Origin of the sequence: Paenibacillus sp. USHLN196 (assembly GCF_037144955.1) — a bacterium.
In the GTDB taxonomy this organism is placed as follows: Bacteria; Bacillota; Bacilli; order Paenibacillales; family Paenibacillaceae; genus Paenibacillus; species Paenibacillus xylanexedens_C.
In genome coordinates this window covers 197,116-223,371 of record NZ_JBBCYH010000005.1, presented here as the reverse complement: position 1 = coordinate 223,371, position 26,256 = coordinate 197,116, and the positions used below count along the sequence as shown (strand labels likewise).

General features: G+C 46.0%; 32 protein-coding genes and 3 tRNA genes. 28 read left to right on the top strand and 7 right to left on the bottom strand.

From position 1 onward, the window contains the following. Window positions 1-73 precede the first annotated feature (73 nt). The 16 genes from pyrF to WFI24_RS14430 all read left to right on the top strand — a co-directional run bounded on the left by pyrF (window position 74) and on the right by WFI24_RS14430 (window position 13,867). A complete protein-coding gene (gene pyrF / locus WFI24_RS14505) occupies window positions 74-814 on the top strand; it encodes an orotidine-5'-phosphate decarboxylase (RefSeq protein ID WP_336761833.1) in 741 nt (246 codons plus the stop codon). Continuing rightward, window positions 811-1,452, top strand: a complete 642-nt coding sequence (gene pyrE / locus WFI24_RS14500) for an orotate phosphoribosyltransferase (RefSeq protein ID WP_336761831.1) — start codon at window positions 811-813, stop codon at window positions 1,450-1,452. The genes pyrF and pyrE overlap by 4 nt, the downstream gene beginning before the upstream one ends. 271 nt (window positions 1,453-1,723) lie before the next feature. Continuing rightward, a complete protein-coding gene (locus tag WFI24_RS14495) occupies window positions 1,724-2,671 on the top strand; it encodes an ABC transporter ATP-binding protein (protein WP_336761829.1) in 948 nt (315 codons plus the stop codon). After that, complete coding sequence (locus WFI24_RS14490) at window positions 2,634-3,743, top strand: efflux RND transporter periplasmic adaptor subunit (protein ID WP_336761827.1); 1,110 nt, start codon at window positions 2,634-2,636, stop codon at window positions 3,741-3,743. The genes WFI24_RS14495 and WFI24_RS14490 overlap by 38 nt, the downstream gene beginning before the upstream one ends. After that, window positions 3,743-6,667: an ABC transporter permease gene (locus tag WFI24_RS14485; protein ID WP_336761825.1), complete on the top strand. Its 2,925-nt coding sequence runs from the start codon at window positions 3,743-3,745 to the stop codon at window positions 6,665-6,667. Before WFI24_RS14490 ends, WFI24_RS14485 begins: the two co-directional genes overlap by 1 nt. A 2-nt stretch (window positions 6,668-6,669) precedes the next feature. Then, complete coding sequence (locus WFI24_RS14480) at window positions 6,670-7,533, top strand: ABC transporter ATP-binding protein (RefSeq protein ID WP_336761823.1); 864 nt, start codon at window positions 6,670-6,672, stop codon at window positions 7,531-7,533. Between the two features lie 21 nt (window positions 7,534-7,554). Then, window positions 7,555-9,006 (top strand): ABC transporter substrate-binding protein, encoded by a 1,452-nt coding sequence (locus tag WFI24_RS14475; protein WP_336761821.1) that lies wholly within the window; start codon window positions 7,555-7,557, stop codon window positions 9,004-9,006. Window positions 9,007-9,138: 132 nt separating this feature from the next. Further along, window positions 9,139-9,303, top strand: coding sequence for a hypothetical protein (locus tag WFI24_RS14470; protein WP_017687342.1), 165 nt, complete (start codon window positions 9,139-9,141; stop codon window positions 9,301-9,303). A 71-nt stretch (window positions 9,304-9,374) separates the two neighbouring features. After that, a tRNA-Met gene (locus WFI24_RS14465) sits at window positions 9,375-9,448 on the top strand. Between the two features lie 56 nt (window positions 9,449-9,504). Continuing rightward, window positions 9,505-9,578: transfer RNA gene (locus WFI24_RS14460), tRNA-Ile, on the top strand. 188 nt (window positions 9,579-9,766) lie between these two features. Further along, window positions 9,767-10,192, top strand: a complete 426-nt coding sequence (locus WFI24_RS14455) for a hypothetical protein (protein WP_336761819.1) — start codon at window positions 9,767-9,769, stop codon at window positions 10,190-10,192. 240 nt (window positions 10,193-10,432) lie between these two features. Further along, a complete protein-coding gene (locus tag WFI24_RS14450) occupies window positions 10,433-11,986 on the top strand; it encodes a tetratricopeptide repeat protein (protein WP_336761817.1) in 1,554 nt (517 codons plus the stop codon). Between the two features lie 138 nt (window positions 11,987-12,124). Beyond that, window positions 12,125-12,292 carry a hypothetical protein gene (locus WFI24_RS14445; RefSeq protein WP_336761815.1) on the top strand — a complete coding sequence of 56 codons (168 nt, stop codon included), beginning with the start codon at window positions 12,125-12,127 and terminating at the stop codon, window positions 12,290-12,292. Between the two features lie 171 nt (window positions 12,293-12,463). Beyond that, window positions 12,464-13,138, top strand: coding sequence for a hypothetical protein (locus WFI24_RS14440; protein ID WP_336761813.1), 675 nt, complete (start codon window positions 12,464-12,466; stop codon window positions 13,136-13,138). Window positions 13,139-13,253: 115 nt separating this feature from the next. Continuing rightward, a complete protein-coding gene (locus tag WFI24_RS14435) occupies window positions 13,254-13,379 on the top strand; it encodes a sporulation protein YjcZ (RefSeq protein WP_083657089.1) in 126 nt (41 codons plus the stop codon). 158 nt (window positions 13,380-13,537) lie between these two features. Beyond that, a complete protein-coding gene (locus WFI24_RS14430; protein WP_145323102.1) occupies window positions 13,538-13,867 on the top strand; it encodes a DUF1904 family protein in 330 nt (109 codons plus the stop codon). Between the two features lie 40 nt (window positions 13,868-13,907). Here the strand turns inward: WFI24_RS14430 and WFI24_RS14425 are convergent, their stop codons facing one another. Further along, a complete protein-coding gene (locus tag WFI24_RS14425) occupies window positions 13,908-15,134 on the bottom strand; it encodes an MFS transporter (RefSeq protein WP_336761808.1) in 1,227 nt (408 codons plus the stop codon). A 144-nt stretch (window positions 15,135-15,278) separates the two neighbouring features. Then, window positions 15,279-15,467 (bottom strand): DUF6199 family natural product biosynthesis protein, encoded by a 189-nt coding sequence (locus WFI24_RS14420; protein WP_336761806.1) that lies wholly within the window; start codon window positions 15,465-15,467, stop codon window positions 15,279-15,281. 313 nt (window positions 15,468-15,780) lie between these two features. On the opposite strand from WFI24_RS14420, the gene WFI24_RS14415 reads away from it, so the two are divergent. Both WFI24_RS14415 and WFI24_RS14410 read left to right on the top strand, forming a co-directional pair. Then, window positions 15,781-16,929: a sensor histidine kinase gene (locus WFI24_RS14415; RefSeq protein ID WP_336761804.1), complete on the top strand. Its 1,149-nt coding sequence runs from the start codon at window positions 15,781-15,783 to the stop codon at window positions 16,927-16,929. 109 nt (window positions 16,930-17,038) lie between these two features. Further along, the gene (locus tag WFI24_RS14410) at window positions 17,039-17,521 is read left to right on the top strand and encodes a NucA/NucB deoxyribonuclease domain-containing protein (RefSeq protein WP_336761803.1); all 483 of its coding nucleotides are present in this window, start codon (window positions 17,039-17,041) and stop codon (window positions 17,519-17,521) included. Window positions 17,522-17,715: 194 nt separating this feature from the next. On the opposite strand, the gene WFI24_RS14405 is transcribed toward WFI24_RS14410, so the two are convergent. Beyond that, entirely contained in the window at window positions 17,716-17,940 is a 225-nt protein-coding gene (locus tag WFI24_RS14405; RefSeq protein WP_017687353.1) for a hypothetical protein, read from the bottom strand. A 207-nt stretch (window positions 17,941-18,147) separates the two neighbouring features. Between WFI24_RS14405 and WFI24_RS14400 the strand changes: the two genes are divergently transcribed. Next, window positions 18,148-18,597: a hypothetical protein gene (locus tag WFI24_RS14400; protein ID WP_336761800.1), complete on the top strand. Its 450-nt coding sequence runs from the start codon at window positions 18,148-18,150 to the stop codon at window positions 18,595-18,597. Window positions 18,598-19,023: 426 nt separating this feature from the next. Beyond that, window positions 19,024-19,109: transfer RNA gene (locus WFI24_RS14395), tRNA-Leu, on the top strand. A gap of 75 nt (window positions 19,110-19,184) precedes the next feature. Here the strand turns inward: WFI24_RS14395 and WFI24_RS14390 are convergent. The 3 genes from WFI24_RS14390 to WFI24_RS14380 form a co-directional block, all read right to left on the bottom strand. After that, entirely contained in the window at window positions 19,185-20,465 is a 1,281-nt protein-coding gene (locus WFI24_RS14390; protein ID WP_336761798.1) for a site-specific integrase, read from the bottom strand. Between the two features lie 74 nt (window positions 20,466-20,539). Continuing rightward, window positions 20,540-20,950 carry an ImmA/IrrE family metallo-endopeptidase gene (locus tag WFI24_RS14385; RefSeq protein WP_336761796.1) on the bottom strand — a complete coding sequence of 137 codons (411 nt, stop codon included), beginning with the start codon at window positions 20,948-20,950 and terminating at the stop codon, window positions 20,540-20,542. Window positions 20,951-20,959: 9 nt separating this feature from the next. Next, on the bottom strand, window positions 20,960-21,379 hold the full coding sequence (locus WFI24_RS14380; RefSeq protein WP_193723802.1) for a helix-turn-helix domain-containing protein: 420 nt from the start codon (window positions 21,377-21,379) through the stop codon (window positions 20,960-20,962). 190 nt (window positions 21,380-21,569) lie between these two features. On the opposite strand from WFI24_RS14380, the gene WFI24_RS14375 reads away from it, so the two are divergent. The 3 genes from WFI24_RS14375 to WFI24_RS14365 all read left to right on the top strand — a co-directional run bounded on the left by WFI24_RS14375 (window position 21,570) and on the right by WFI24_RS14365 (window position 22,416). Then, complete coding sequence (locus WFI24_RS14375; RefSeq protein ID WP_175397639.1) at window positions 21,570-21,776, top strand: helix-turn-helix domain-containing protein; 207 nt, start codon at window positions 21,570-21,572, stop codon at window positions 21,774-21,776. Between the two features lie 35 nt (window positions 21,777-21,811). Further along, entirely contained in the window at window positions 21,812-22,132 is a 321-nt protein-coding gene (locus WFI24_RS14370; RefSeq protein ID WP_336761790.1) for a helix-turn-helix transcriptional regulator, read from the top strand. A gap of 74 nt (window positions 22,133-22,206) precedes the next feature. Beyond that, complete coding sequence (locus tag WFI24_RS14365) at window positions 22,207-22,416, top strand: hypothetical protein (protein ID WP_336761788.1); 210 nt, start codon at window positions 22,207-22,209, stop codon at window positions 22,414-22,416. A gap of 140 nt (window positions 22,417-22,556) precedes the next feature. Here the strand turns inward: WFI24_RS14365 and WFI24_RS34510 are convergent, their stop codons facing one another. After that, complete coding sequence (locus WFI24_RS34510; protein WP_400346376.1) at window positions 22,557-22,742, bottom strand: helix-turn-helix domain-containing protein; 186 nt, start codon at window positions 22,740-22,742, stop codon at window positions 22,557-22,559. Window positions 22,743-22,948: 206 nt separating this feature from the next. On the opposite strand from WFI24_RS34510, the gene WFI24_RS14360 reads away from it, so the two are divergent. The 5 genes from WFI24_RS14360 to WFI24_RS14340 all read left to right on the top strand — a co-directional run bounded on the left by WFI24_RS14360 (window position 22,949) and on the right by WFI24_RS14340 (window position 26,253). After that, window positions 22,949-23,290, top strand: coding sequence for a hypothetical protein (locus tag WFI24_RS14360; protein WP_336761786.1), 342 nt, complete (start codon window positions 22,949-22,951; stop codon window positions 23,288-23,290). 73 nt (window positions 23,291-23,363) lie between these two features. Next, on the top strand, window positions 23,364-23,762 hold the full coding sequence (locus WFI24_RS14355) for a hypothetical protein (protein ID WP_336761783.1): 399 nt from the start codon (window positions 23,364-23,366) through the stop codon (window positions 23,760-23,762). Further along, window positions 23,755-24,138: an HNH endonuclease gene (locus tag WFI24_RS14350; RefSeq protein ID WP_336761782.1), complete on the top strand. Its 384-nt coding sequence runs from the start codon at window positions 23,755-23,757 to the stop codon at window positions 24,136-24,138. Before WFI24_RS14355 ends, WFI24_RS14350 begins: the two co-directional genes overlap by 8 nt. 253 nt (window positions 24,139-24,391) lie before the next feature. After that, on the top strand, window positions 24,392-25,399 hold the full coding sequence (locus WFI24_RS14345) for a hypothetical protein (protein ID WP_336761780.1): 1,008 nt from the start codon (window positions 24,392-24,394) through the stop codon (window positions 25,397-25,399). Beyond that, complete coding sequence (locus tag WFI24_RS14340; RefSeq protein ID WP_336761779.1) at window positions 25,399-26,253, top strand: hypothetical protein; 855 nt, start codon at window positions 25,399-25,401, stop codon at window positions 26,251-26,253. The genes WFI24_RS14345 and WFI24_RS14340 overlap by 1 nt, the downstream gene beginning before the upstream one ends. Window positions 26,254-26,256: the final 3 nt, after the last annotated feature.

Here is a 26,256-nt window from a genome sequence, read left to right as displayed (position 1 = left end):
CTGTGGGCTGGCGGGATGTCCTTTATATCGGGCAAAAACGGAAAAAATGAGCAAGTGGGAGGGAGCGCTGGTGATGAATCACACGAATTTCAATGAAATGGCTGGCCGTCTGATGGTGGCACTCGATTATCCTGGAGCGCAAGAAGCTCAAGAATTGGTACAAGCTCTTGAGGGCATTCCCTGTTATCTGAAGGTGGGCATGCAGCTGTTCTACGCAGCAGGACCTGATTTTATTCGGGAGTTGAAATCGAAAGGCTACTCCGTTTTTCTGGATGTGAAAATGCATGACATTCCCAACACGGTTCGTGGCGGAGCTGAGAGTATCACGCGTCTGGGTGTAGACATGTTCAATGTGCATGCAGCGGGCGGAACCATTATGATGCGTGCTGCACGTGAAGGTGCTGAGGCGGCGATTGCTGCTGATCCATCTTTACAGAGACCTGAGATCATTGCAGTCACCCAACTGACCAGTACGAGTCTGGAAACGATGAATAACGAGATCGGCATCCCGGGAAGTGTGGAAGCTGCTGTGGTTCGTTATGCAGGCCTGGCCCAAGAGGCCGGACTGGATGGAGTAGTTGCTTCCCCACTGGAAGTGCCCGCAATACGGGCAGCGTGTGGCAGTTCTTTTCACACCGTTACACCAGGAATTCGTCCAGCGGGTAGTGGTCTGGGGGATCAGACACGCGTCTTGACGCCGGGTGAAGCCATCGCCAGAGGCAGTCATTACATTGTTGTAGGCAGACCGATTACAGGCGCTCCCAATCCGCGAGAAGCGGCAGAAACCATTTTGAAGGAGATGTTGAACGCATGATCGAACTAAATGAGATTCCAAATCATATTGCTTCCCAACTATTGAAAATCAAAGCCGTGGCGTTGCGTCCGCAGCAGCCATTTACATGGACATCCGGCATCAAATCACCGATATACTGCGATAACCGGTTAACGATGTCCTATCCCGAGATTCGTAACGATATTGCTGAAGCCTTTGCAACGATCATTCGTAACCAATACCCGGATGCAGAAGTCATTGCTGGTACGGCTACCGCAGGTATCCCGCATGCTGCCTGGGTGGCCCAGAAGCTGAATCTGCCGATGGCCTACATTCGTGATAAAGCCAAAGGACACGGTAAGGAGAACTTGATTGAAGGTCTGATTGCCGAAGGGCAAAAAGTGGTTGTCATCGAAGACCTGATCTCTACAGGCGGCAGTTCGATCAAAGCGGCAGAAGCGGTACGCCTAGCAGGTGCAACACCTCTCGCCGTGCTTGCTATCTTCAGCTACCAGCTGGATAAGGGTGTTAAAGCATTCGAAGACGCAGGAATTCCACTTCAGACGTTGTCCAATTACACGGCTCTGATGGATGTGGCTTTGGCTCAGGGAACGATTCAGGAGAGTGACTTTGAATTGCTCAAATCCTGGCGTGAAGATCCTTCTTCATTTGGTAAATAATATCATTGATAGCTCAAAAAAATGTTCATGACTGAACAGTATCAAAATTGTAATACTTGCTGTCATAACGGCAAAACCATCGAATATCAAGAGGCATCCCGCACTTTGGGATGCTTTTTTCGTTTGTTCATCAAAATATTAACTTTTTCCCTCTACCGTTGTAAAAAGCTTGTAACTTTTAGTTGGGATCGGTCGTTTATAATTCAGTGTAGGATGGAACAGATTACTAATTTTAGGTTTTTTGAAGAAATGAACGGGATTTTAAGAAAGGATGAGCGTGATTGCTGGCATGAAGAATTTATTTTCCAGAAAGAGATCTGCCAAGAGCCAGTCAGGCGATGAACATCAACAGGAGGAAACACCGTTGGAGGCATCGACGGAGTCGGGGGAAAATACATACATAAGTGAACCTGCGCACCCGACAAGTGAAGCATCTTTATCTGAAAATGAAATTGGTTCGGATGAAGTGGCTGCAACGGCTGTCACTACCGTTGATGAACCCCAGAAGAAGATCAAACCAAAGAAGGATATGCTGCCTCCATATGATGGACCTGTACTGGAAGTTCGTAATGTACATCGCAGTTTCCAGACAGGCAGTCGCATCATCCATGTGCTCAAAGGCATTGATATGGAAGTGAATCCGCAACAACTGGTCATGCTGAAGGGGCGTTCAGGTTCAGGCAAAACAACGTTGCTGAATATGCTCGGTGGATTGGATCAGCCTTCAAGTGGAGACATTCTGTTCTCCGGTCAGCCTCTTCAGGATTGGGGAGACCGGCGGCGAACCGCTTTGCGGCGCAAGGAGATTGGTTTTATTTTTCAGGCGTATGCACTAATGCCCTTATTGTCTGCTTGGGAAAATGTAGAGTTGTCGCTGCGAATGGCGGATGTGCCACGAGCGGAATGGAAGGACAGGGTTGGTCATTGTCTGGATCTGGTAGGACTATCCAAACGGGTGAAACATCGTCCTTTTGAGATGTCCGGGGGAGAGCAGCAGCGGGTGGCTATAGCCAAGGCGATTGCCCACAGACCCAGATTGTTGCTTGCGGATGAGCCTACAGCGGAACTGGATTCCAAGATGGGCGCACAGGTTATGGCGGTATTCCGCAATATTATTGAAGTAGAACAAGTAACGATATGTATGACAACACACGATCCTACTATTTTGGAGGTTGCGGACCATGTTTATGAAATGGCGGACGGCAGATTTATCAAGTAAAGGGGCCGCTCCGAAGAGGGGGAAACGCGCAGCACTTATTGTACTTGGTGCAATAATGGTTGCAACGATGTCCGGCTGCTCATTGCTGCCGTCAGAAACAGAGGAAGAAGTGCTTCCACCTATCACACCACCAACGATCTCCAAGAAACCGGAATATGAAGTCCGGACGGAAACGTTGGAGAAAAAAGTAAGTGGCAGCGGTAAGATGATGAGTCAGCGGGAAGAGAAGGTGTACTTCACGCTTGATGGCATGCATGTCAAAGAGTTAAATGTTAAACCAGGGGATAAAGTGAAAAAGGGTCAACTTCTGGCCGTGCTCGATGTGGAAAGTGTAGAGAAAGAGATCCGTGGCAAGAAACTGGCTATTCGCAAATCCGAAGTTCAAATGAAGGAAACCCTTCGCAAGAAGGATGAGATGGACCCGGTGGAGTTCGAAGAAGCAACGATTGCGTTTGAAGAACTGCGCCAGGAACTCGCTGATCTGGAGGAACAACTGGGCAAAGCCACGTTGACTGCTCCGTTTGGTGGCACCATTATTGCAGTGCAGGTAGAGAAAGGCGCAGCCGTGAAAGCGTATGATCCGATTGCAACGATTGCGGATACATCGAATCTGGTTGTGGCAGCTACCTTTGCTAAGGAAGATCTTGAGAAGTTCTCCGCGGGTATGAAGGCAGAAGTAGATATTAATGGAGCAGGTAAAGTTGCTGGCAAAATTAAAGTCATGCCTATCGCGGAAGCATCGGGAAGCGGTAGTGGCGAAGGAACGGGTGAAGGCGGTACACCTCCTACGAAAGAAACGCTGGATAAGTATGTTATCGTTACACTTGCAAAAATGCCAAAAGGTGTGGAACGTGGGACACCACTATCGGTCTCCATCGTGACGCAGCGTACCGAGAACGCGATTGTGATTCCTGTATCCGCTTTACGCTCCATCGGTTCAAGAACGTATGTGCAAGTGGTGGAGAGTGATGGCAGCAAGCGTGAGGTGGACGTTGAAGTGGGTCAGCAGACGTCGACAGATGTTGAGATTCTGAAAGGTCTGACCGTAGGCCAGAAAGTAGTGGGACGCTAATGGGGCTGCCATTGCTTCGGCTGCTGTTCCGCAAAATGTGGAACACACGCTGGATGACCTTCAGCACACTGATCGGTTTGATTGTGGCGGTAGCGTTCACCGTCAGTATTCCAATGTATGCCGATGGTGCACTGAAACGGGTCGTCGCGCAGACACTGCAGGATAATAGTGAAGGATTGCCAGCCGGTTCGTTGCTTATGAGTTATCAGGCACCCGGTGGCGTGAAGACAGATACACGGGGTCTGGATGAAGTCGATCGTTATATTCGTGAGGATGTTCCTCGGGATATAGGGTTTCCTTTTCATACGTATGTGAATTCCAGATCCATTCGCAGCACAGAGGTGAGCCCGGAAGATCCAACCAAAGTGGACGCCAGCCGGGTGCGCAGTATGAGTATGGGCACGATGAGTGGACTGGATGCGCAGGTGAATTATTCTGCCGGAGTGAAACCTGGCAACCAGGTTAAGGACGATATCATCGAGGCAGTCATGTTGGAAGAAGGCATGTACCGTAACGATCTGCATATCGGCGATATTCTGGAATATCCGGTGTATAGCGGCCTTGATATCACTTTACGTGTGAAGATTACGGGGTCCTTCAAGGCAGATGATCCAAACAGTCCTTACTGGGTACAGGGATTTGACGGCATGATGAATGGACTTTATGTGGATGAATCGGTTTTTAATGATGTTTTACTGAAGGAAAAAGGGATTCCACTTCAGAATTCACGTTGGTATTATGCCTTTGATCTGAAAGAAATTCAAACCAGCCAGCTATCAGGTCTGACTTCCATGCTGGAAAGGCTGGATATCGATCTGTACCAGCGGCTGAAAGATACAAAAGTGGACATCACCTTTGGTGATCTGCTTAAGCAGTTCCGCAGTCAGAGTTTGCAACTGCAGACGATGTTGTTTACCTTGGCAGCACCGATGATTGCGATGGTCTTTTATTTTATTGCCATGAATGCCAGACAGTCATTACAAAAGCAAGAGAGTGATATTGCGGTATTGCGCAGCCGTGGAGCTTCAGCTCGGCAGATCTTCTCTCTCTACCTTCTTGAAGGGATATTTCTGGGCGCTATTGCACTGGTTATTGGGCCGTTGCTCGGTTGGTTTATGGCCAAGAGTATCGGTTCAGCAAGTGGCTTTCTCTCGTTCGTAGATCGGAAGTCTATTCCGATCGGTGTATCCAAAGAAGCCATTCTCCTGGGCGTAGCAGCAGTCCTTGTTGCGATCATCGCATCCCTTATCCCTGCGATAACCTATGCACGGGCAACCATTGTATCGGCCAAACGGCGGCAAGCACGGACAGACCGTGCTCCAGTATGGCAACGCTGGTTCCTGGACGTTGTGTTGCTGGGTCTGGCTGGATATGGATACTACCTGTTCTATGAACGTCAGATGTTGACCTTCCAGACGGGAATGACAACCGATCAGCTGCAGGTACAGCCGTTTCTGTTCTTTGTACCCGCACTCGCGATCTTTGCGCTTGGACTATTCTTCCTGCGCTTGTTCCCATGGATATTAAAGCTCATCCAGCTGATCGGTCGTAAGTTTCTCCCGGTCCCGCTGTATCTGACATTAACACAGTTGTCGCGTTCATCTTCTTCATATTATCCGCTGATGATCCTCCTTGTACTGACACTGGGACTTGGGGTGTACAACTCGGCGGCTGCTCGGACGATTGATCTGAATTCCACTGAGCGTACCTTGTACCGTTATGGTTCTGATGTGATTATGCAGACTGTGTGGGAAGGAACACCTGAGGTTAAACCCGGTGGTTCCGGACAGAATGGCGGTACAGGTGGAGGTCAACAAGGTGGTGGCAATGGAGGAGGAGGTTCTGCTGGTGGGGGTTCCGGCGGAGGAAATGGCGGTGGAGGTGCTCCAGGTGGTGGCGGTGGCGGTTCTTCGCAGCCATCCAAAGTCATCTACTCCGAACCTCCATTCGAAGTGTTCCGCAGATTAGATGGGGTTGAACATGCAGCACGGGTGCTGCAGACCAAAGGCAATATTATCGTCTCTGGTAAATCGGGCGGACAGGGGATGCTGGTCGGAATTGATAATGTGGACTTTGCTCAAGTAGCATGGTTCCGCAACGATCTGTTCCCGGCACATCCCTACAAGTACCTTGACTTGCTTGGTAAATATGAAGGGGCTGTATTGATCTCTTCCAAATTTGCTGACAAATTCAAACTCAAAACTGGAGATCTTGTCTCCATGGGTGTACAGGGACAGGCGATTGAATTCGTCGTGTTTGGGATCATTCCTTACTGGCCAGCCCAGTATCCGGATCAGATGCCATTTTTCGTGGCGAATCTGGATTATATCTATGATCAGGTGCCTCTTATCCCTTATGAGGTGTGGCTGAAAATGGAACCGGATGCCAAAGTGGCTCCATTAATGGAGAAGCTCGCAGCAGAAGGTATTGAGTTATCGTCTGTGCGTGACGTACGCACCGAATTGGTATCTCAGGGCAAACATCCTTCACGAGGCGGCGTATTCGGGATTCTGAGCCTTGGTTTCCTGGTATCGGTTATTATCTCGTTGATTGGATACGTGCTGTACTGGTTCTTCAACCTGTCTGGCCGTGTTGTGCAGTTTGGTGTATTACGGGCCATGGGGTTATCCCGGGCACAACTGAGCGGTATGCTGCTGCTGGAGCAGGTGTTCACAGCGGGGCTGTCGATCCTGCTGGGTATTGGGATTGGTCAAGTATCCAGTCGTTTATTCCTGCCATTCCTGCAAACGACGGATAATGTATCTGCTCAGGTACCTCCGTTCCGGATTGTGTTTGAACAGCAGGATATGTTGCAACTGTATGGGGTCACCCTGGTGATGCTGGTCATTGGTGCAACGATGTTGCTCTGGCAGATTCGCAGGCTGCGGGTTCACCAGGCGGTCAAAATGGGAGAGGAGAGGTAAACGTGATCCAATGCGAAGGACTTGTCAAAATTTTTAAATCCAGCGATGTGGAAGTCGTTGCCCTTCAGGGTCTCAACCTGACTGTCAATCAAGGTGAAATGATGGCCATCATCGGTAACAGCGGTAGCGGTAAATCCACACTGCTGAATATTCTGGGCGGTCTTGATCGTCCTACGGCTGGTACGGCCGTTGTGGGAGACTGGGATTTGCTCAAGATGACAGATGCCCAATTGGTCGAATACAAACGCCATACGGTAGGTTTTATCTGGCAAAATAACGGTCGTAACTTGCTGCCTTATCTCACTGCACTGGAAAATGTGGAGACTCCCATGATTCTGAGAGGCAAGCGTGATCGTGCTTACGCGAAACAGTTGCTCGAATGGGTAGGCCTTAAGGATCGGATGCATAACAAATTGCATCAATTGTCAGGAGGAGAGCAACAACGGGTAGCGATTGCGATCTCATTATCCAATCGTCCCAAAATTCTGCTTGCAGATGAACCAACCGGTTCGGTCGATTCCGAGACATGTGATACCATCATGGGCATTTTCCGAAGAATGAACAAGGAACTCGGCGTTACGATTGTCATCGTTACCCATGACTTGACGCTTGCTGGCAAGGTAGACCGGATCGTTGCGATTCGGGACGGCTTGACCAGTACCGAGTTTGTGAAGCGCAATCCAAATTTGGATGATGAACATAACTTGTCCGAGGCGGGTATGCCAGACATCCATGAAGCATTTGTCATTATAGACCGTGCAGGACGGCTTCAGGTGCCAAAAGAGTATCTGGAGGCCTTATCCATTGATAATCGGGCTACATTGGAATTTGACGGTGAACGTATTGTTATTACGCCGCCAAGATAATTAATGAGGGGGAATTGGAAGATGAAGAACAGGTTGTGGGGAAAACGTGTGCTGGCTGTCATCGCTACTGCGACGCTGGCACTGCCGCTGATTGCCGGCTGTACGGCAAGTGAGGCCAAGGATACGGAACAGCGAGTATTACGTGTGGCAACGTTGTGGGGAGGACAGGATGACAGTTACTTCCGTCAGCAGTTCACTGATGCTTTTGAATTGACACATCCCAATGTAACCATCGAAATTGTGGCTGCTGTTGATCAGAGCAGCATGTATGGGTATGGCAACACGGAAGAACAGCCTGAAGTTCCGGATACGATGGAGAGTCTGAAAAAGATTATGACTGGGGATAACCCGGTTGACGTTATCGTGGCCGATACCGCCACAGTGAAATCATTAATTCAGGAGAATCTGGTGAAACAGCTGGACCCACTGATGCAGGAAGATAAGTTTGATACCAGTGATATAGTGCCTAGTGTATTGGAGGGAATTAAGGACCTTGGGGATCAGAGCATTTATGCATTGACACCAACGTTCTCCTCATCCGCTTTGTTCTATAACAAGGGCATGTTTGCAAAAGCAGGCGTGGAACCGCCAACGGACAACATGACATGGGACGATATTTTCAATCTGGGTACCCGCCTAACGAAAGGTGAAGGTAAAGATCATGTATTTGGTTTCTCCTTCACGACATATCAGGGTGGTTCGCCTTACTACTCCATGCAGCAGTACTTCAGCTCGTTGCAGCTGAAGACGTTTGATGACAAAGCAGAGAAGATGACCGTAGATTCTCCTCAATGGGAGAAAGTGTGGAGCACCATCAGCAAACTTGCGATTGACAAAGTTATTCCTAAAGGCGATGAACCACAGGATCAGGATCCGAGTGGACGTTATGATCCAGTTCAGGGTGATCTATTCCTGAGTGGCAAGGCAGCCATGGTTATTGGTGATTATAGTTATATTAATCAATTAATCGATGCGAATAAAAATGCAGATAAAATGAAAGATTTTACGAAGGTAGATTGGGATGTTGTCACACCTCCAGTTCACCCGGAAGCTCCTGAAATTGGGGGAAGTATCTATTTGAGCAATCTCATGACGATCAATAGTGCGGCTCAGAACCCGGATGATGCGTGGGAACTGATCAAGTACATGAACAGTGAGGACTGGGCTAAGATCAAAGCACGTAGCAGCTATGAAATGGTATCACGGAAGAGCTTCATTAAGCCCAAAGACGGCCTGGATTATAACATTCAAGCATTCTATGCGCTGAAGCCGATTCCGCCAACAAATACCAATCTGGATAAAATGTATCAAAAATCCCCAGGCTTATGGCAAGTAAGCGAAAAAGGGATGGAATATTTCAACCAAGTACTTGAGAACAAAAAGACACCAAAAGAAGCGCTTGGTGAGTGGGCAGCTAAAGGAAACGAGATGCTGGAGAAATTGAAAAAGGATCCTAAAGCTACGTTTCAATAAGATTGGATGAAGTAGTCATATCATGATAAGGATAGCCGCTGAAGATTTTAATCTTTGGCGGCTATTTTTATGTGAAATGGGGTATTCTACAAAAAGCAGGAATAAATGACGACTCCGGGAAGGACGAGCGGTATGCACTGGGTATATTTCAGCAAGTTGTATGCAACCAAATTTCAGGCAGGATGTCTGGCCAAACGTATGGAACAGGACGGATGGATCTATGGTCACAATGAACCGGCAGAAGTCGAAGTGTATCGTTCACGCAAAGGTCGTTATGGTGTACGTTTTATTCCCTGACATTACCCCTTGACTTATTAGGGTAGTATGGTGTATATTAATTAAGTCGCTGTTTTAATATTTTTTACTGACGCGGGGTGGAGCAGCCCGGTAGCTCGTCGGGCTCATAACCCGAAGGCCGCAGGTTCAAATCCTGCCCCCGCAATTTAGTTTCACTTGGATGATTCACAGCCATCATCTGCACGTTATACATTATGTCTAGGGCCCTTAGCTCAGTTGGTTAGAGCGGTCGGCTCATAACCGATTGGTCACAGGTTCGAGTCCTGTAGGGCCCATATTCTTGAAACCCTTGCTCAGCAAGGGTTTTTTTTCTGTCTTCATTTAGGGGCTGGATTAAAAGGTAAAAGTCATCATCCTCAAGGAATTGTTGGTATGCCCTTTTTTGCGCATCTCAGTGTATGTCCACGCCGCACACCAAATCTAGCATATACTATCCTATCCCAACCCATAGGAGGTAGATTTCATGAGTCAATTTATTGATGCAAGAACCTCGCAGAATGCGAGTTTGGCAGGTTCTATTGCTATACCTATTCTGGTGATTAACACGCCTCAGTTATTTGGACAGATTGGTTTGATAACCACTGCTGGCATTGGGGCAAACCCGCGGGTGCAGTTCAAGGGAACTGTGTCTGTGCAACTTCCATTAGCGATCGCTGGTATAACCATTACGATTGTCAGAGGAACTTTGCCAACAGACCCTGTTATCTATTCCGCAACGTCTACGTTTAGCTTGAGCATCCTGGCACCTCAGATTATTACCTTCTCTGCCGATGACTTCAATCCGCCAATCACACCGCAATTGACGTATACTGCATTTGTGAGCTCTAACTTGTTGGGAACAGTCCGTGTTGGCCCTGAGAACTTCGACGGAGTTTTGTATTCCGATTAATGTTGAGTGCACCTGCTCCAAAGTGGATTAGATCAATCAGTTTTTAAAATGAAGGACATCACAGGCCTGCCCTCAAAAGCAGGTTTTTTTCTTGTTGAAAGGGAACACTGACTTCATCGAGTCGATAAGGTTCTATGATATAATACATTACAGAGATTGGAATGGTATTCGATAATAAAGTGATACATGAACATCTAAGAATCTTATGAAATTATAGATAGAAAGCAGGTTTAACGTTTAATGACGTCAAATGAAATTCAACGTTTTCGTTACAGCGAAGCTCCGGTCTGGGATTGGCAGCGAGCTTACTATGAACAGAAAGGGCTAGAGGCTTGGACTGAGAATCAGGTGCCTCAATATATTACCAGTAATCCAATGATTGCAACTGCGTATGCAGAGATGATTTTTGGTTTTCTCCAGGACCTCGCGAACAAGGGACAGATCACCGAGACTGTGACCATTCTGGAACTTGGGGCGGGAGTAGGGCGTTTGGCGCATCAAATCCTCGTTAAACTGATCGAGTTAAAGGATTTTGCCGGAATAGAGTTACCTCCATTCAGATATGTGATGACTGATCTTGTAGCGGAGAATGTGCTAGGCTGGAAAGAGCATCCATCGATGCAATCCTTTATTCAACAAGGCATATTGGATTTTGCGCGTTTTGACGCTGTGGAAGATACGGAGTTAAAATTGGTCGTCGCAGGTACGGTTATTCAGCCGGGTAATCTGAAACAACCGTTGTTGTTGATTGCCAATTACTTTTTTGACAGCATCCCACAGGAACTAATCTATATTGGGGATGGCGAGATATATGAATGTGATCTGCTTGTTCAGTCTCCAGATCATCGTGAACTTGATCCCGCTGAGATGCTGAAGAACATGACGCTGAATTATGAGTATCGCCGGGCGCCCGAATACAGTGCAGATAACTATCCGTATTCGGAGCTGATCACATTGTACAAGGCGGAGCTGGAGGATTCACATATTCTTTTTCCTGCCATCGGCTTGTCCTGTCTTGAACGCTTGAACAAATTGTCACAGTCAGGTTATGTGTTGATTACCGCTGATAAAGGGGATCATCGGCTGGATAACTGGAAGTTCGCAGAGCCACCCGAATTCGTTCTTCACGGGAGTTTTTCTCTAACAGCCAATTACCATGCGATTCAATATGTCCTGGAACAAAAGGGCGCCTATACTCGATTCACGACACATCATTATAAAGATCTGAATGTTGGGTGCATGTTGATGGTGGAAGAACCGATGAATTATGTGAACACGCGGTTAGCCTATCATCGATTTGTTGAGCGTTTTGGACCAGATGACTTTTTCAGCATGAAACAATGGGTAGACTCTCGGATAGAGAGTATGGAGTTGAAGCATATTTTACCATTTTGGCGTCTGGGCGGATATGATGCTGAGTTCTTGATTCACAGTGCTACGCACATTTCCAGTCTTCTTCCTGATGCAAGTGATGAGGAAATGCTCGATATTCAGTCTGGGATTCATACGATGTGGTCGTCCTACTATGTGATGGAGCAGCAAGGAGGTCTCGCATTTCTGGCAGGGCAGTTATTATATGAGATGTATATGTATGAGGATGCCAAACGGTTTCTGGAGATATCGTTGGTTGCAGATCCAAGTAACCATAATCCGGCAGTCTTGTACGACTTGGCTGTGTGTTGTTATGAACTTGAACTGGAAGAAGAAACCCTGGCTTATACCCATAAAGTACTGGCCCTGGAACCCGATCATGAAGAGGCAGCAGCGTTACTCCAGAGTTTCGAGTTGATTTGAACAAAGTAGTTGTAGTCTTGTCTCCTGTATGTATGAAATGGGTATTGTTTATATAGAAATTGAAACGTTTAATAGACGATCATCGTATTACTGGGATATTAAACCAATTATCTATTTCCAACAGAAGGAGACAGAACTATGAAGAAAATGTTATTTGTTGCATTGTATCCATTAGCTTGGGTACTGGGGGCACTGAGTATTTTATCTGGAAATGCAAACAGTGTCCTTTTGGTGAAAGATATCGCTACAGATCGAAGCTATGATGGACAGGCTGTATATGATAGTATTGAACGTAGAAATGCCTAACTACATATCATTCAACTGTAAAGGTAATTGTTTCACCGAGCAATAACATGAGAACCAATTACTCTTGAAGCGAAGTACGGTGAGCAGGAGTTCTGTCCGTACAACCTTTAAGCCGGTTTCGTACCTTATTCAGGTATGAACCGGCTTTTATTTATGAATGGGGGATGCCAGATGAAGATTATCATTGGACAACCGAGGCTCGAACAGCATTTGCTGCAGCTTGAAGCCGAACTCAAGCAACACCCTGATGCAGATGTATTGTTCTTTCCTGAAGGTTATCTGAACCAGAATGTTGAGGAAGCTTGCCGCCTTGCGGCTGGATACGGAACCATGATTGTATCAGGTCACCGCAGACTGGACGAACGTCCGAAGGACCGATCAATCATCATCAATAAGGCTGGAGAGATTGTCTTGGAGAAAGCCAAATACACACCTGCTGAAGTGGTTGAAGAACAAGGGTGGGTGATAAGCACTTTATTGTGTGATGAGCTGGTGCTGCAAGGATTTCGCAACGAAAATATAGGCCACGTGGACATCATTATGCATTCGATTGGTGTGGGGATGTTCAGTGAAGAACAGTATAGCGAATGGGTCGAAGCGGCTAGGCAGATTGCCTTGCAGCATCAATGCGTCGTTATGGGGACAAGCCATGCGGATGGTTCATACCGCGATAGCGAGATCTCCATTTCCATCGCCTATTGTATAGCGCCGGACGGAGAGGTTGTTCTGGCTTCTCATAGTGATACACGTACTCGTACGATTCTTCTGAATAGAGGAGATATAGCTCCTTCAAGTCACACGACGCAAGAAAACCGAATGAATATTACTGTCAGTCCATCCTTTTAAAGCATGGGGCGTAAATCCCAATGAATGGGCTGATGAACTTGCCGAATCGCCCGGTCACTTGCGCTGAATACGCATATGTTATGGCATACCTTGAAATTCAAAGGAGGCCAATCAAATGAGTCAAGTTGGATACGGTTGTGGTGGTAATGTTGGAGGATTTGGCGGCGGATGGACTTCTACAAGCGCAATTCTTGTACTGTTCATTCTGCTCGTAATCATCACAAAATCTTTCTGGCTGTAAGTCGCGTATAGAATCGTGCAGGCAATGGCTCCGCTGAGACTTCAGCGGGGCTTTTCCTGTTAAAAGAAGTGTAGTATGACATTCGTGACATTTGACAACTGAAAACAATGTGCTTAAAATCACATAAGAGACTATTAACAGAGATTGAAGGGATAGCAATGCCGTTTATTCGCTTTAAAGGATTCACAGGTCCTCAGCTAGAGGAAGTTGTACCCCAAATTACAGAGCAGATGGCCCTTATTACTCATATTCCACGGGAGAGAATGAAGGCAGAGCGTCATGATGTACAAGCGCTAACACCTTCTCCAGCTTCTATAGAGATTCTGATGTTTCAACGTGACCAGGAGATTCATAATCGGATTGCATCGTCGTTGCAGGCTATTCTGGAAGAAGCATACATGCCGGATGTGCATATTTTCTTCAATATATTGTCACCCGCTTTGTATTATAAACAAGGCAAGCCGCTGACGGATTATCGATTGGATTGAGAATGTGAGAGACGAGCAGATGGTTGCTCGTCTTTTTGATTTACATATTCTTCGTATGTTTAGCGATGTGCTGGTTCCTGTGAACCCGACTCAACGATAAAGAGCATAGCGCAGACACGATAAACAATGCTGCACCAATAAGGTATACCCATCGAACGCCCAATTGATCAGCGACTAGACCAAAGATGACGATGGAGATACTCATGACTGTAGAGATTAAGATACCATGTGCGGCGTATACCTTGGATAGGGATTCGACAGGGATACTGCTCTGAAGCGCTGTCTGCTGAGCCGCATCACGAATCTGATAAACTGAACCCATAAGTAGGCATAACACCAGCGCGAGCCATGGCAGGCTGTTTAGACCATAAGCAATGGTCATCAGGCTGAAGAGAAGCGACCCCATGGTCATACTGGCGATTAGGTGCTTCTGAATCCATTTGGCCAGAGCAAGAGCCAGAATACCACCAAGCAGGGTCCCAACAGCGTAACTGGAGTTCATGAGTCCCCACCAACCTTCTCCTCGTCCCAGTGCTTCTTTTGCAAAGGCCAGTGTAATAGCACCAATCCAGATGGAACCGGCCAGACCCTGGGCAATGTCCATAAGCGTAATCAATCGTAAGGTTGGGTTCTTCCAAAGCAAACTCCAGCCTTCTCGCAGGACATCTCGCTTGACGGTAGATTTCCCGGGTTGTTCTACAATATCCCGTGTAAGGGAGCCGAGGGTAATCAGGAAGATCAGAACGGCCCAGGACAGGCTCGTAGCTGCCCAGAATATCTGTGACGAACCCCAGTTCATCACTGCGAATCCTGTCATGGCATACCCGACAATGGTGACAGTCTGATTGGAGAATGAGAGAAGGCTGTTGGCCTTCACCAGGTCTTCTCCCTGAACCAATCGTGGCGTTAGAGCATTCAGTAACGTAGATTCCCATCCTTCCAAAAAGGAGAGAAGAATAACTCCCATCAACAGAAGTGGCAGTTGTGTGCTGAAGTGAGTCAACGAAATCGCAATTCCGGTCATGATGAATGTTTTGACTAGGGGAATGCCGATCAACAGTTTGGAAAATGGGAAACGGTTCACAAGTAATGGTAAAGTAAATCCTGCTGTTATATGTACGATCATACGAATGAATGGAAACATCGCAGCATGGAGTACCGATCCAGTCTGACCGTAAATATACGCAGTGATGACCATGATATATATGATATTAATAAGCGAGAGCAGCGTTTTGGCAGCCCAGTACGGATAAAATGCGATGTTCATGCCAAGATGTCCTTTCCGAAACGATATGTCTATATTACGGCCATTGTCATCTTCGCACCACAAACAAAGTTATCATTTTCCCGTCATTTCAGCACAAAAAAAGAAACTGCCCAATAGGACAGTTGTCTTCGGATTTCTTATAGTTCATGCCACAGTCAGAGTGAAGGCGATAAGCAACATCAACAAGCTGGTCATTCTGACCATAGTCATATAAGGCCTGCTGGGCTCCGTTTCACCCCGGGAAATCCAGCCATATCGTAGATACCAGCCGAATTTTGGGAAACAGAAATTGATAATGCACAGGATCATGAATATAAAAAAGAGGGTTCTCATACCCATCTTCCTTTCTTGACTTACATAACAGATCTCATCTCAACGTTTGCGTCTGGTAAAGAAGACTACAATCAGAATAATAATGATGATAATTAACAGAAATTTCATACGTGTTCCTCCTGATGATAAGTTAAATTAAATCGAATGTTAGTTATCAACTATTACCCATGAATCACATCATTTGAATAACTGTGTTACAATTAAAATATATTGTTTTTATATCAACACATACCATTCGGTTAGTTGTATCTTCATATAAAGTACGAAAACAGAATATACAAACAGTAACGTGTATGAGATGAAGGAGGAAGGCATGAGCCAAAATAATCAACTCTCATTACAATGGGAATTTATCATCTCGAAAGTGAAATCCTCCGTGACGGTGGTCGACGCCACCCTGCCTGAGCTTCCGCTTATGTATGTAAATGAACATTTCACTCAGCTGACAGGGTACACCTATGCAGAGTCTGTTGGACAGAATTGTCGGTTTTTGCAAGGACAGGACACAGACCCCGAAACGGTAATGCAGATTCGGGATGCATTAAAAAAGCAACAGTCCATTAAGATTGATATCTTAAATTATACAAAAAGTGGCCAGAAGTTCTGGAACGAACTTAATATTGACCCCATCTTCAATGAATCCGGAGAATGTCTGTATTTTGTAGGCATTCAGTACGATATTTCTGAACGGAAGTATGCCGAACAGCAGTTGAAATTCGCGACTTCCATGGCTGAGATGAACAGCAGAGGACAGTTGGAATTCATCGGCAAGCTGAATCACGAGCTTCGTACCCCGCTTAACGGCATTATGGGCATGATTGAACTTGCCAGTATGGGTGAAATCAACGATGAGCAGAAAGAATATCTGGATATTGCACGTCAATCGGGTGAGGCGCTCCTGAATATCATTAACAATAGTCTGGATATGGCGAAACTGGGCAGAGGGAAAATGGATGTGGAGAACATTGAATTTCAGCCTCTGAAGCTGATTCAACAGATTATGAAGATACATGAGCCTGCGGCGCAGAATAAACAAATACGTCTATTCTGCCACGCTGATCTGAATGTTCCTGATGTGCTTGTGGGTGATCCGCTAAGACTTCGGCAGGTACTGGATAACTTGCTGAGCAATGCAATTAAATTCACGGAACAGGGTGAAGTGCAATTACAGGTGGATGTCAAGCAACAGTTGATGGACACCGTTGTATTGGTATTCTCCGTACGAGATACAGGAATTGGCATTCCTCAGCAGCATATGGAACAATTGTTTGATGCATTTACACAGACGGACATCTCCCATGCACGCCGATTTGGTGGAAGCGGGCTTGGTCTGACCATCTGCAAAGAGCTGCTGGAACTGATGAATGGTCAGATTTCGGTGGAGAGTACCGAGGGGAAAGGTACTCAGTTTGACGTTACACTGCCATTGCTGCGTCAACAGGCCATTCCCAATGTAGGATAATCATTCAATCAGAACAGCCGGGCGGTCTCGGCTGTTTTTTTATTGTACTGTATTGTTTTACGAACGGGCGTTCTGGTATAATGCAAGTGGTGAATGGGGGAGACACAGCATGAGTAAGAGACGCACAAGACGAAAACGCAAAGGTAAGCAAGGCTTCAAAAAGCAGGTACTGACGTTGGTAGCGATGCTGCTGGTAGCCCTTTATGCCTGGGCTGGGGGAGAATGGCCGGAGGAGATACCATCTCCATTCGGTGGGACTAACAAGAGTGTAGACCATACCATTACGTTCCCTTCAGAGCGCTATCCCGAAACGGCCAACCATATTAAGGCTGCCATCAAGGCTGGGCATTCGGATGTATGCACCATTGATCGTAGTGGAGCAGAAGGGAATCGGGATTTGTCACTCAAGGGTGTTCCGGTCAAAAAGGGTAAGGATCGGGATGAGTGGCCGATGGCGATGTGTTCAGAAGGTGGTACAGGTGCAGATATCCAGTACATTACCCCGAAGGATAATCGCGGTGCAGGTTCTTGGGTAGGGAATCAGTTAAGTACATATCCAGATGGAACACGAGTGAAGTTTGTAGTGAAGTAACGACAGGATATGGGTGAGCAGAAAAAAGGATAGTAATGCTTTCATTGTGTGGCAGTGGAAGCATGGTACAGGAAAGGTGAAGAGAAAAACCAGACGTTCAGGCGTCTGGTTTTTCTGGTATAAAGTGCTGGCATAAATGGATCTTGCTGACGTATCTATACAAGAACTGATTTTCTATATGATTACAGATCCGACTAAACGAGTTGCATTCCGCTTAAATGATGAGACCGGATACTTAACAGACGCGTAACATGTTCAACCTCATCGAACGGTATCCACAGACTGCCGTGAACGGTACGTAATGAGAGAATGGATGTATCGGCAGTACGCTCGGGAAATCCGGTTACCGTCTGACCGCTTGTATTACGAACCATGATCTGTTGTTTGCGCCGGATGGCAATTTCTACCTCTTTTTTCATAAGTCATTGCTCCTGATTATGAGATGTTAAATCCATATGTCAATGTTTTCAATGGTTAATTTGACTTCTTTATCTAGTCTATCAGAACTAGGTATAGATTTCCAGAAGAGAAATCAACAATTCTATAGGTGATTTGTCTTAGCTGTGGTTCAGCCGTTTTTGAATGGGGGTTACGGGGTTATATTAGGGTAAAAGGAGGGGAACGGAATGACACAATTAATGATTGGGCTGGCCCGTACCGAGAACGAGGCGATATTGATGCTGAATCAGGTGAAAGAGCAAGGCATTAAGGATAAATATTTGGGAGCGGTGGCAAAGGAACAGCTTAATCTTGAGCTGGTGAGCGAGAAGACAGGTCTGCCCAAACCGTTGAAAGGTGCTGGAACAGATGGTGCCTTTGGTGCTCTGAAAGGCATATTGGCTGGTCTGGGGAAGCGAATGGATCAGACGATGTCGATCGGAAATGCAGTACGCAGGCTCGCTGGCAATGAGATTGGGAGTGAGACCGATGATTTGGTGCTGACACTGACGGAAGCAGGGATCTCGGAAGAGGATGCACGGTACTATGAAGATTGGCTGTTAAAGGACCATATTCTGGTTATCGTGGAATGCAGTGAGGAAGAAGCTGCTCGCGTTCGACCCATTCTACTTTTTTAGTTTAATTTAAGGCTGATTTTAGGTTTCTTTAATGTTGGGGAGGTATTCTTATCTTACACCTCCCTTAATATAGATTGGTTTACCGGAAGTCCGGGACCGCAACTCGGACTTTCTAGGCACTGTGAGCTGACGCTTGCAGTGCCTGTTTCATTTATATAAGTCGAACTAAAGATTATTTACACTGACACTCCGATGACAGAATAACCTTCTAATCGCTGTTATCCCCAGATTTTTTCGATTCCCTTTTCTCAAGGGAAAATCCGGTGATAAAGGCGAACGCTTCGCTTTTTCAGTTTTTTCTGTCCTCTCCGTTATCGTGTAAATCATTAGTTAAACTTATATAGTTGGATTATTTTATATAAAAGGTGTTGCAAAGTTAATTAGTTCATGGTAAGATATTTCTTGTCGCCAAGAAATAATATCCATGCCGGGGTGGCGGAATTGGCAGACGCACAGGACTTAAAATCCTGCGGTAGGTGACTACCGTACCGGTTCGATCCCGGTCCTCGGCATTATACAAACCCTGAAAATCCCTTGCTGCATAAGGGGTTTTCTTTTTTTTATAGTTTAAAAAAGGGCTGCCTAAATTAGAGGGAACGAGTGGATTTTTCCTCTCTGGGGACGGATTGGGGACGAACTTTTGGATCAAATACGTCTAGGTGTGCCGTTGTTTTTCGGCTTAACTTCTTTGTGACATGGGCATATGTGTCTGTGGTTACCTGTGATGTAGAGTGGCGCAACCGATGCTGGATCTCCTTTATGGATGCTCCCTGACCGAGTAAGTAGGTTGCATTTGTATGACGCAGCCCATGTAGGGACACATTCCGGAATCCATTGCGTTCACACCAAATTTTCCATTGCTGGGATGGCGATGTATGGTAATAGGGTTTTCCCGAACCTGAGTGGAATACGAAGTTCCGATCGCCGCCTTTCCATTTTCCTTGTGCCTTTGCTTCAAATCTTAATTTGCGCATTGCCTTAATATGGGCTGCTAGCTGCTCCATATACCATTGAGGCATGTCTACATAATCGTCAGATGCTTCATTTTTAGTGTCTGTGATGTCGGCCTGTCCATTTTGCGTATGTGAAATGCTTTCGTCGATACGCAATCGGTTATTTACAAAATCGCAGTCATCTTCATCCAGTGCGATTAATTCCCCTCGTCTGAAGCCTCCAATTATGGCTCCTAGAAAGTAAAGTTTCCAGTGGGTATCGCTTTTGATTAATGTGTCGATAACCTCTGTAGCTTCCTCTTCTTCGAAAAAGTTCTTTCTATCCTTTCGAGCTTTCTTATCCTCCTTGCTGATCTGCGGGCGCTGAATACCTTCTAAAGGATTCTCATTTAGAACTTTCCATTCAACAGCACGTTTGAATATACTCATGGTCACATCATAAATATATTGAATTGTACGAGAGCTGATTGTCTCTTTACCGCCCCTTTTGTCAATTCGGGCTCCAGGCTTCCTTAAATCGTTAAAAAGCGTTACAAGCCTCATTGTGGTGATCTCATCAAGCCTCAAATGCCCAATGACCGGTAATACATGATTATCAATCTTAGAACAGTGTGATAAGTACGTCGTCCGCTTTAATCGTGGTTCGGCGTCTTTGGGCTTCCATTCATTTTCGTAAAATTCTTTAAACGTGAGTTTGGAGGGAGCGATGTAACTGCCGCTAAGAACTTCCTGCTTAAACTTGGCCAGCTCATCATCTAAAAAATCTTTAAGCTTTTTTGTTGTCTTCAGCAGCGCCTTATCTTCGACAGTTATAGTTTTCCGTGGGCGATTACGACTACCGTCATTGTTTAACCCCAAGTCTACTGTGAGTCGCCACTTGTTTTCCCCTCGTTTTTCTATACTTCCTTTTGCCACTTGTTTTCCTCCGTTCCGAACATCAGTTCTATTTTTATGTATGGTAAACAGCCTTGCGGCTGGAAAGCGCAAAGTTACATTTCGAGATGATGCAGTTGCCTCGGTACCCCACAGCGTAATAGGTAGGCTTCTTGTGTTTCCCCTGGAATTCGTTCTGTGGAGTAGGTTAAAAGTTTAACGGCAAAAAGATTTGCCTGTCTTTCATATTTGCCCATGTTGAAAAATGTATGTTCATCAATCCAGAATTGGCTTAAACCTGAATGAAGTCGATCATGCCCAAGTTCATGGGCGCATACTACACGCTGCCACTCTTCAGACAATCCATTGTGAATGACAATAAATCTCCTTCGTAACCGCCTATAGTAAAACCCCCTAGTTCCAGAATCCAACTCCGCGTGACGAATTAATATGTTCAGACCTTTGGCTATTTCAAAAGGATCGTTTGTTTTGAACCTACGAACAAGCTTGTGAATGATGTCATCCAATGGGGTCACCTACTCTTTGTCTTTAGGGTTTGCCTTTTTTTTACGTCCGTAAGTTTCTTTGTTCAGTTCTTTGGCTTCCCAGAGTAGACCAGTAAGGATATCCATGGCTCTTTGTCGTTTTTCGTCTGTGATCGGCACACCATCAAACAATACGGGCTGATCTTCTTCAAGAATTTTCTTAATGTCCGCTAGATCTTTGGGAGTAGCCCAATCGGGAGACGGCTTTTCTTCTTCCTGATCCATAAAGTAATCGAGTGGTTTACTGAAAAAATTTGCAATTGCCTGAAGCGAATCCACTTGAGGGTGCTTTGTTTGTCCGGAAAGAATCTTAGTAAGACCTGTATAGGAGACACCAGTTTCTTTAGAGAGTCGGTATTTAGTGATACCTTGTTCATCCATTAGTTCTAATATCTTTTCTGCTAAATCCACCTAAATGGCCTCCTATATATGACTCTAATGTGTTATAACTCTATGAGGTTATAATAAAACAGAAAAGAGAGATAAGTCAAGCGAATCAAAGTAAACGGGAGATAATGTCGGATTTTGCAACTCTTTTGGGTTATAACGCCGATTGTATATAACACCATGGAGTTATAATATGTGTTCAGGAGGTGATCACATGGGGTTGGAAATCGAAGCAAATATTAAAAGGTTGATTGATAAGAAGGAATGGACAATTTACCGCCTATCCAAAGAAAGCGGAGTTGCCGTATCGGCCCTTTACAGCATCGGAAAGAAAAAACAAGGTCCATACGCGGAGACTTTAGTAAAACTGTCTAATGCTCTTGGATGTACCGTTGATGATCTGGTAAGAGGCCATATCTAAAGTGCATTATAGCATAGTTGGAAAGGAGAATTGGTATGGATAAAATGTTAACCGCTCTTGAAGATGCGATCAGGTCTATCGTGAATGAGCAAGTGGCCATATCTGAGAAAAGGCTTAAAGCAGAGTTTTCTGGGCTAATAGACAAAACGCTTGACGTGATTGAAGCAGCAAAGCACATAGGTGTTTCAGAAAAACTGATTTACCGTATGTGCCAAGAAGGAAGAATCCCCCATGAACGTTACGGTGCAACCGGTTCAAGAAGACCAACAATAAAGTTCCGTCTTGCTGATTTGGAAGCTTGGAGAGCTGAGCAGAGGGCGGCTAATTACTACAGGAAAGAAGAAAAAGCCCAATAGCAGCATAAGAAACGATGTATTGTGCCGGTAACAATGTGTTGGAACGTGTATGAACTAAGAAAGGGGTCCACTGAATGGAATCGATTAATTGGTTCGCCTGGGTTCATCTCCAAGGTCTCGTAAAGTTTCGGAAAACCGGAAACCTGAGTTCGAAAAGTATTGCATGGCTTGATAAGGAAATTGCTGAATTGAAGCAGGATCTCGGAATACAGGAGGGTAGACAACATGCCAATACATCAGCTACTGCAGCAGCGTATCAGACTCCTGAAGCAGATGCAGTTTGAAAATCCAGAAACAGCGAATTGGTTTGACGAATCTCTTGAGCACCTAATTAACGAGAATTGCAACAAAGAGATTGAATAAGGGGAGAAAGTAGTCGCCCTGAAGTCGTATCAAGACAGAACCCCCCGGGCTAAGTATTAAATCAGGTTCTGCCTAACAGGTAATCTCCAGAAACATCAAGAGCGTCGGCTAGTCGGGCCAAGTTCTTGTGTCTGGGTTCGAATTTTCCGTTCAGCCAGCGTTTTACCGTGTGGGGTGACACGTTGGCAGTCATAGCTAAGGCGACATGGTCAAAATCACGTTCTTCCATAGCGGCCGTTAACCGTATGGAGAAATCAGAGTTGTTAAAGAAGAAAATGAAGAAGACACATCACGCTCCATTCGCCCGGAGGGTTCTGCCTTGATACGACGACGATAGGACACTAACAGTTTAGCATATTTTAGGAAATGAAATTCAAAGCAACGGAGTACTGGAAAGCGTAACGAAGTGATGGAACAGAGGAATGTGGAACTTGGATATAGGGAGGTAAAGAGTTGAAGGACAAAAGGCGAGATTTACGCAACAAGCATAATGAGCTTTGCAGAAACATTCTGGATGCAACCGACGAAAAGCTCCTTAAGCAGCTTCATGCAGACAGGAAGAAGATTGAAGAGAAAATTCGACAAACAGAAGGCTGTCCAATTGTATCAAACACCAAGAAGAAACCCAAAAGTCATATTGGAAACTGTCCTTTATGCTTTCGTCGCATTGAGTATGGAGAGTGTTATGTCCAAGCAGGAAAGCTGACATTTTGTAACGAGCGTCATCGTAAAGAGTACATTGCTCTTATCAACGAAAAAATGACCACGCCTGGTCCGCGTAGTCATTTGGTCTAAAGCTTTACAAAAAAATATACGGCAATCATATCAAATTTCATTTAACAACACAAGTCTGATGGAGGTAAACGGTATGGATGTGGATGAGTATATCCGTCAGATAAGGCATTACCGTGAGCAGGCTGATCAATATGACGAAGATTCCCCAGGTGCTCTTATGGAGAAGATTCGGCTGCTTACGGATGCTCATATGCTGATGGGTCGTGTATCGGCTCAGAAGGAAGGCGATTACGCAAAGATTCATGTGTTACGTGACAACATCGATGCGGAAGCGAGGGCTACAGCAAAACGTGGTGAGAAAGAGATTTCTGCTGCACGTGCAACTGCTGATCTTCGTATGGCCGAGGCTGAGGCTTTGGAACAAAAGATGATCTGGAAGAACGAATTGAATTCTGTGAAAGAGAAGATATATGAGTTGCGCTTAAAAGTGCGAGTTGATTTGCATATAACAGGAGGCGGAGTACATGGCTGAGTTTGGTTTGAATCCTGTTCCTAAGCCTAAGCATAAACGCCGTAAGCTTACTCAGGGACAGCACACGGCTATTACGGCCAAGGTGGATAAAGAAGTTTACCGACGTTCCAGTGAGGCGGGATACACGAAATGTGAACGTTGTGGATGTAGTGTGCCGCGTTATCGATTTGAACGTTGCCACATGATTAATGCAAGTCAGTACGGTACAGGACGTGCACCGTGGAACATCGTCGTCCTTTGTGGTCCCAAAACAGCTGGGGGAACTTGTCATAATTGGGCAGATGAAACCGCTGATGGTCGGGCTTGGAAAGTGAACAGGCAGGCAGAGCTTTACATTTACTACACAGTCGGATTGGGTCAAGAACATTGGAAATAGGACGCTCTTTGTCCCTTGGATGTCCCTAGGATGTCCCCGGGGACATGTAGGGGACAGAAGGGGGACATGTTGGGGATGTCTCGTGTCTGTCCTGAGTAAGTCCATTTGCAGGAGGCGGTGAACAACATAGATGTTATGGATTAAGAGTTATCAGGCGACTGATAGGGACCCCCAAACAAAGAAATTCTGTCGTTTGACAGGGCTGGACGTACCCCGTGCAGTAGGTTCATTACACATGATTTGGTGGTGGGCTATGGATTGGGCACCGGATGGAGATATAAGCAAATTCGAGCCAATTGACTTGGCCGATGCAGCACATTATGACGGTGATCCAGAAGAGTTCTTCAATGCATTAGTCGAAGCCAAATATGTGGGGAAAACCCTTGAGGGATATGAGGTTTTGAACTGGCACAACATTGGTGGACAGGTTCTTGAAAGCCGGAAAAAGGCTGCTGCGAAAAAGGCGAAACAGCGTGAAAATGCTGCGGCCAAGAAGGCAGCTGAAGCAGCGGGAAAGACTGATGTCCCCGGGGACATACCAGAGGACATCCCGGGGACAAACGAAGGACGTCTACCCCCTGTCCCGGTATATAAAGAATTAGATATAGATTTAGATAAAGAATTAATTAAAGAAAGAGAAACCTCAGAACAACAAAAAAATGAAGACCCAAATCAAAATCAAGATCAAAACCCCGAATCCAAACCGACCGCCGAAAATTCGACCGAGCCGGAAAAGCCGGGTAAAAAACCGGGAAAAAGTGGAAAAGGTAAAACCGGGAAAAGTAGTCCGCGAAAAATTCCGGAATATGCACCCGATAGCCCTTACCTAAAAATGGCAAATTACCTGAAAGAAAAAATAGACGGCTTCGCAACTGCTGAAAATGTGGCTCATTTGGTGAAACGCTCGAACATGCAGACATGGGCGAATAGTTTCCGGCTGCTGTGCGAAGAGGATGAGCAGGAGGACAAGCGTCTTATCTTTGATGTGATGAACTGGCTTCCCACTAGTACTTTCTGGCGAAAAAACGTCTTATCAGGAAGATCGTTCCGAGATCAATTTTTGAAATTGGTTTTACAGATGCGTGAGGATGTGGCGAAACGCAAAAAGGGTTCCGGCGGCGGGGGCGGCAAGTTCCATAAAGCTGAAATCCCAATTGTTTCAAATGAATCCGGAAAGGATGAAGGTCCATCGGATGCAGAGTTTGAGGAAATGATGCGTAATGCAGCAGCTATGCAGGCCGCAAAGGAGTGTGAACGCTAATGTCTAATCATCGATGGTTAAACCAACAGGAGGCACAAAATTGCGGCATTCCCGTTTTTGTTCCGAAGGAAGAGGAAATCAACGGTGAATGGATCATGGGCGGACGCTGGAATATGCCCCGGCCAATCGGTGACATTTTGCTAACGTATAGCCGTTGCGCGGCGCTTGGCACTCCTGTCCCGGATTTCGAACAGCCTGCTGGCTACTGTTACAAAAGAAACGCCAAGGATCAGTATAAATATGTCCCTTTGTTTTCGAGGGCCATGGAAGAACTGGACTTGGATAAGATAACCCCCGCTGAAAAGAGATCCATAGAGGTGCGGCAGACATACGCCGGATATGGGTTGCGGCGGGTGATCAAGCCGGGGGCTGTTCTGATCTGTCTGAGCTGCGGCCAGGACATGACCAAATTTATAAATAATCATCATACATGCCCCTACTGCGGGTTGGGTGGGGAGCAGTTGACTATATCGAAACGGATCGAAGTGGATTACGAATTGAGAGGGGATATGAACGTGGAACAAGCAGTTTCCAAGTTGAAAGCTGAAATGGATGGAACAGGGACGAACGCCTATATCAAGTTAATCGGGGATTTCCTGATTAAACACATTCAGGCGAACCCTGGTTCCGCTGAACAGGTAATGGCTGCTGATAAGACGATTGCCAAGAGCTTGCTTGCAATGCAGACAGAAGCCAAGAAAAAGGCGGTTGGCGGAATGGCGATGCTGACTGATGAAGAAGGGTTTGCGATTGTGCTGAATTACTTTGGACTTCAAGGAGCGCCTGCGGCTGCACCACCGCCGGAGGAGCCGAAGACGGCACGGTTCGATGTCAAACTGGACGATTTCTTGTGAGGG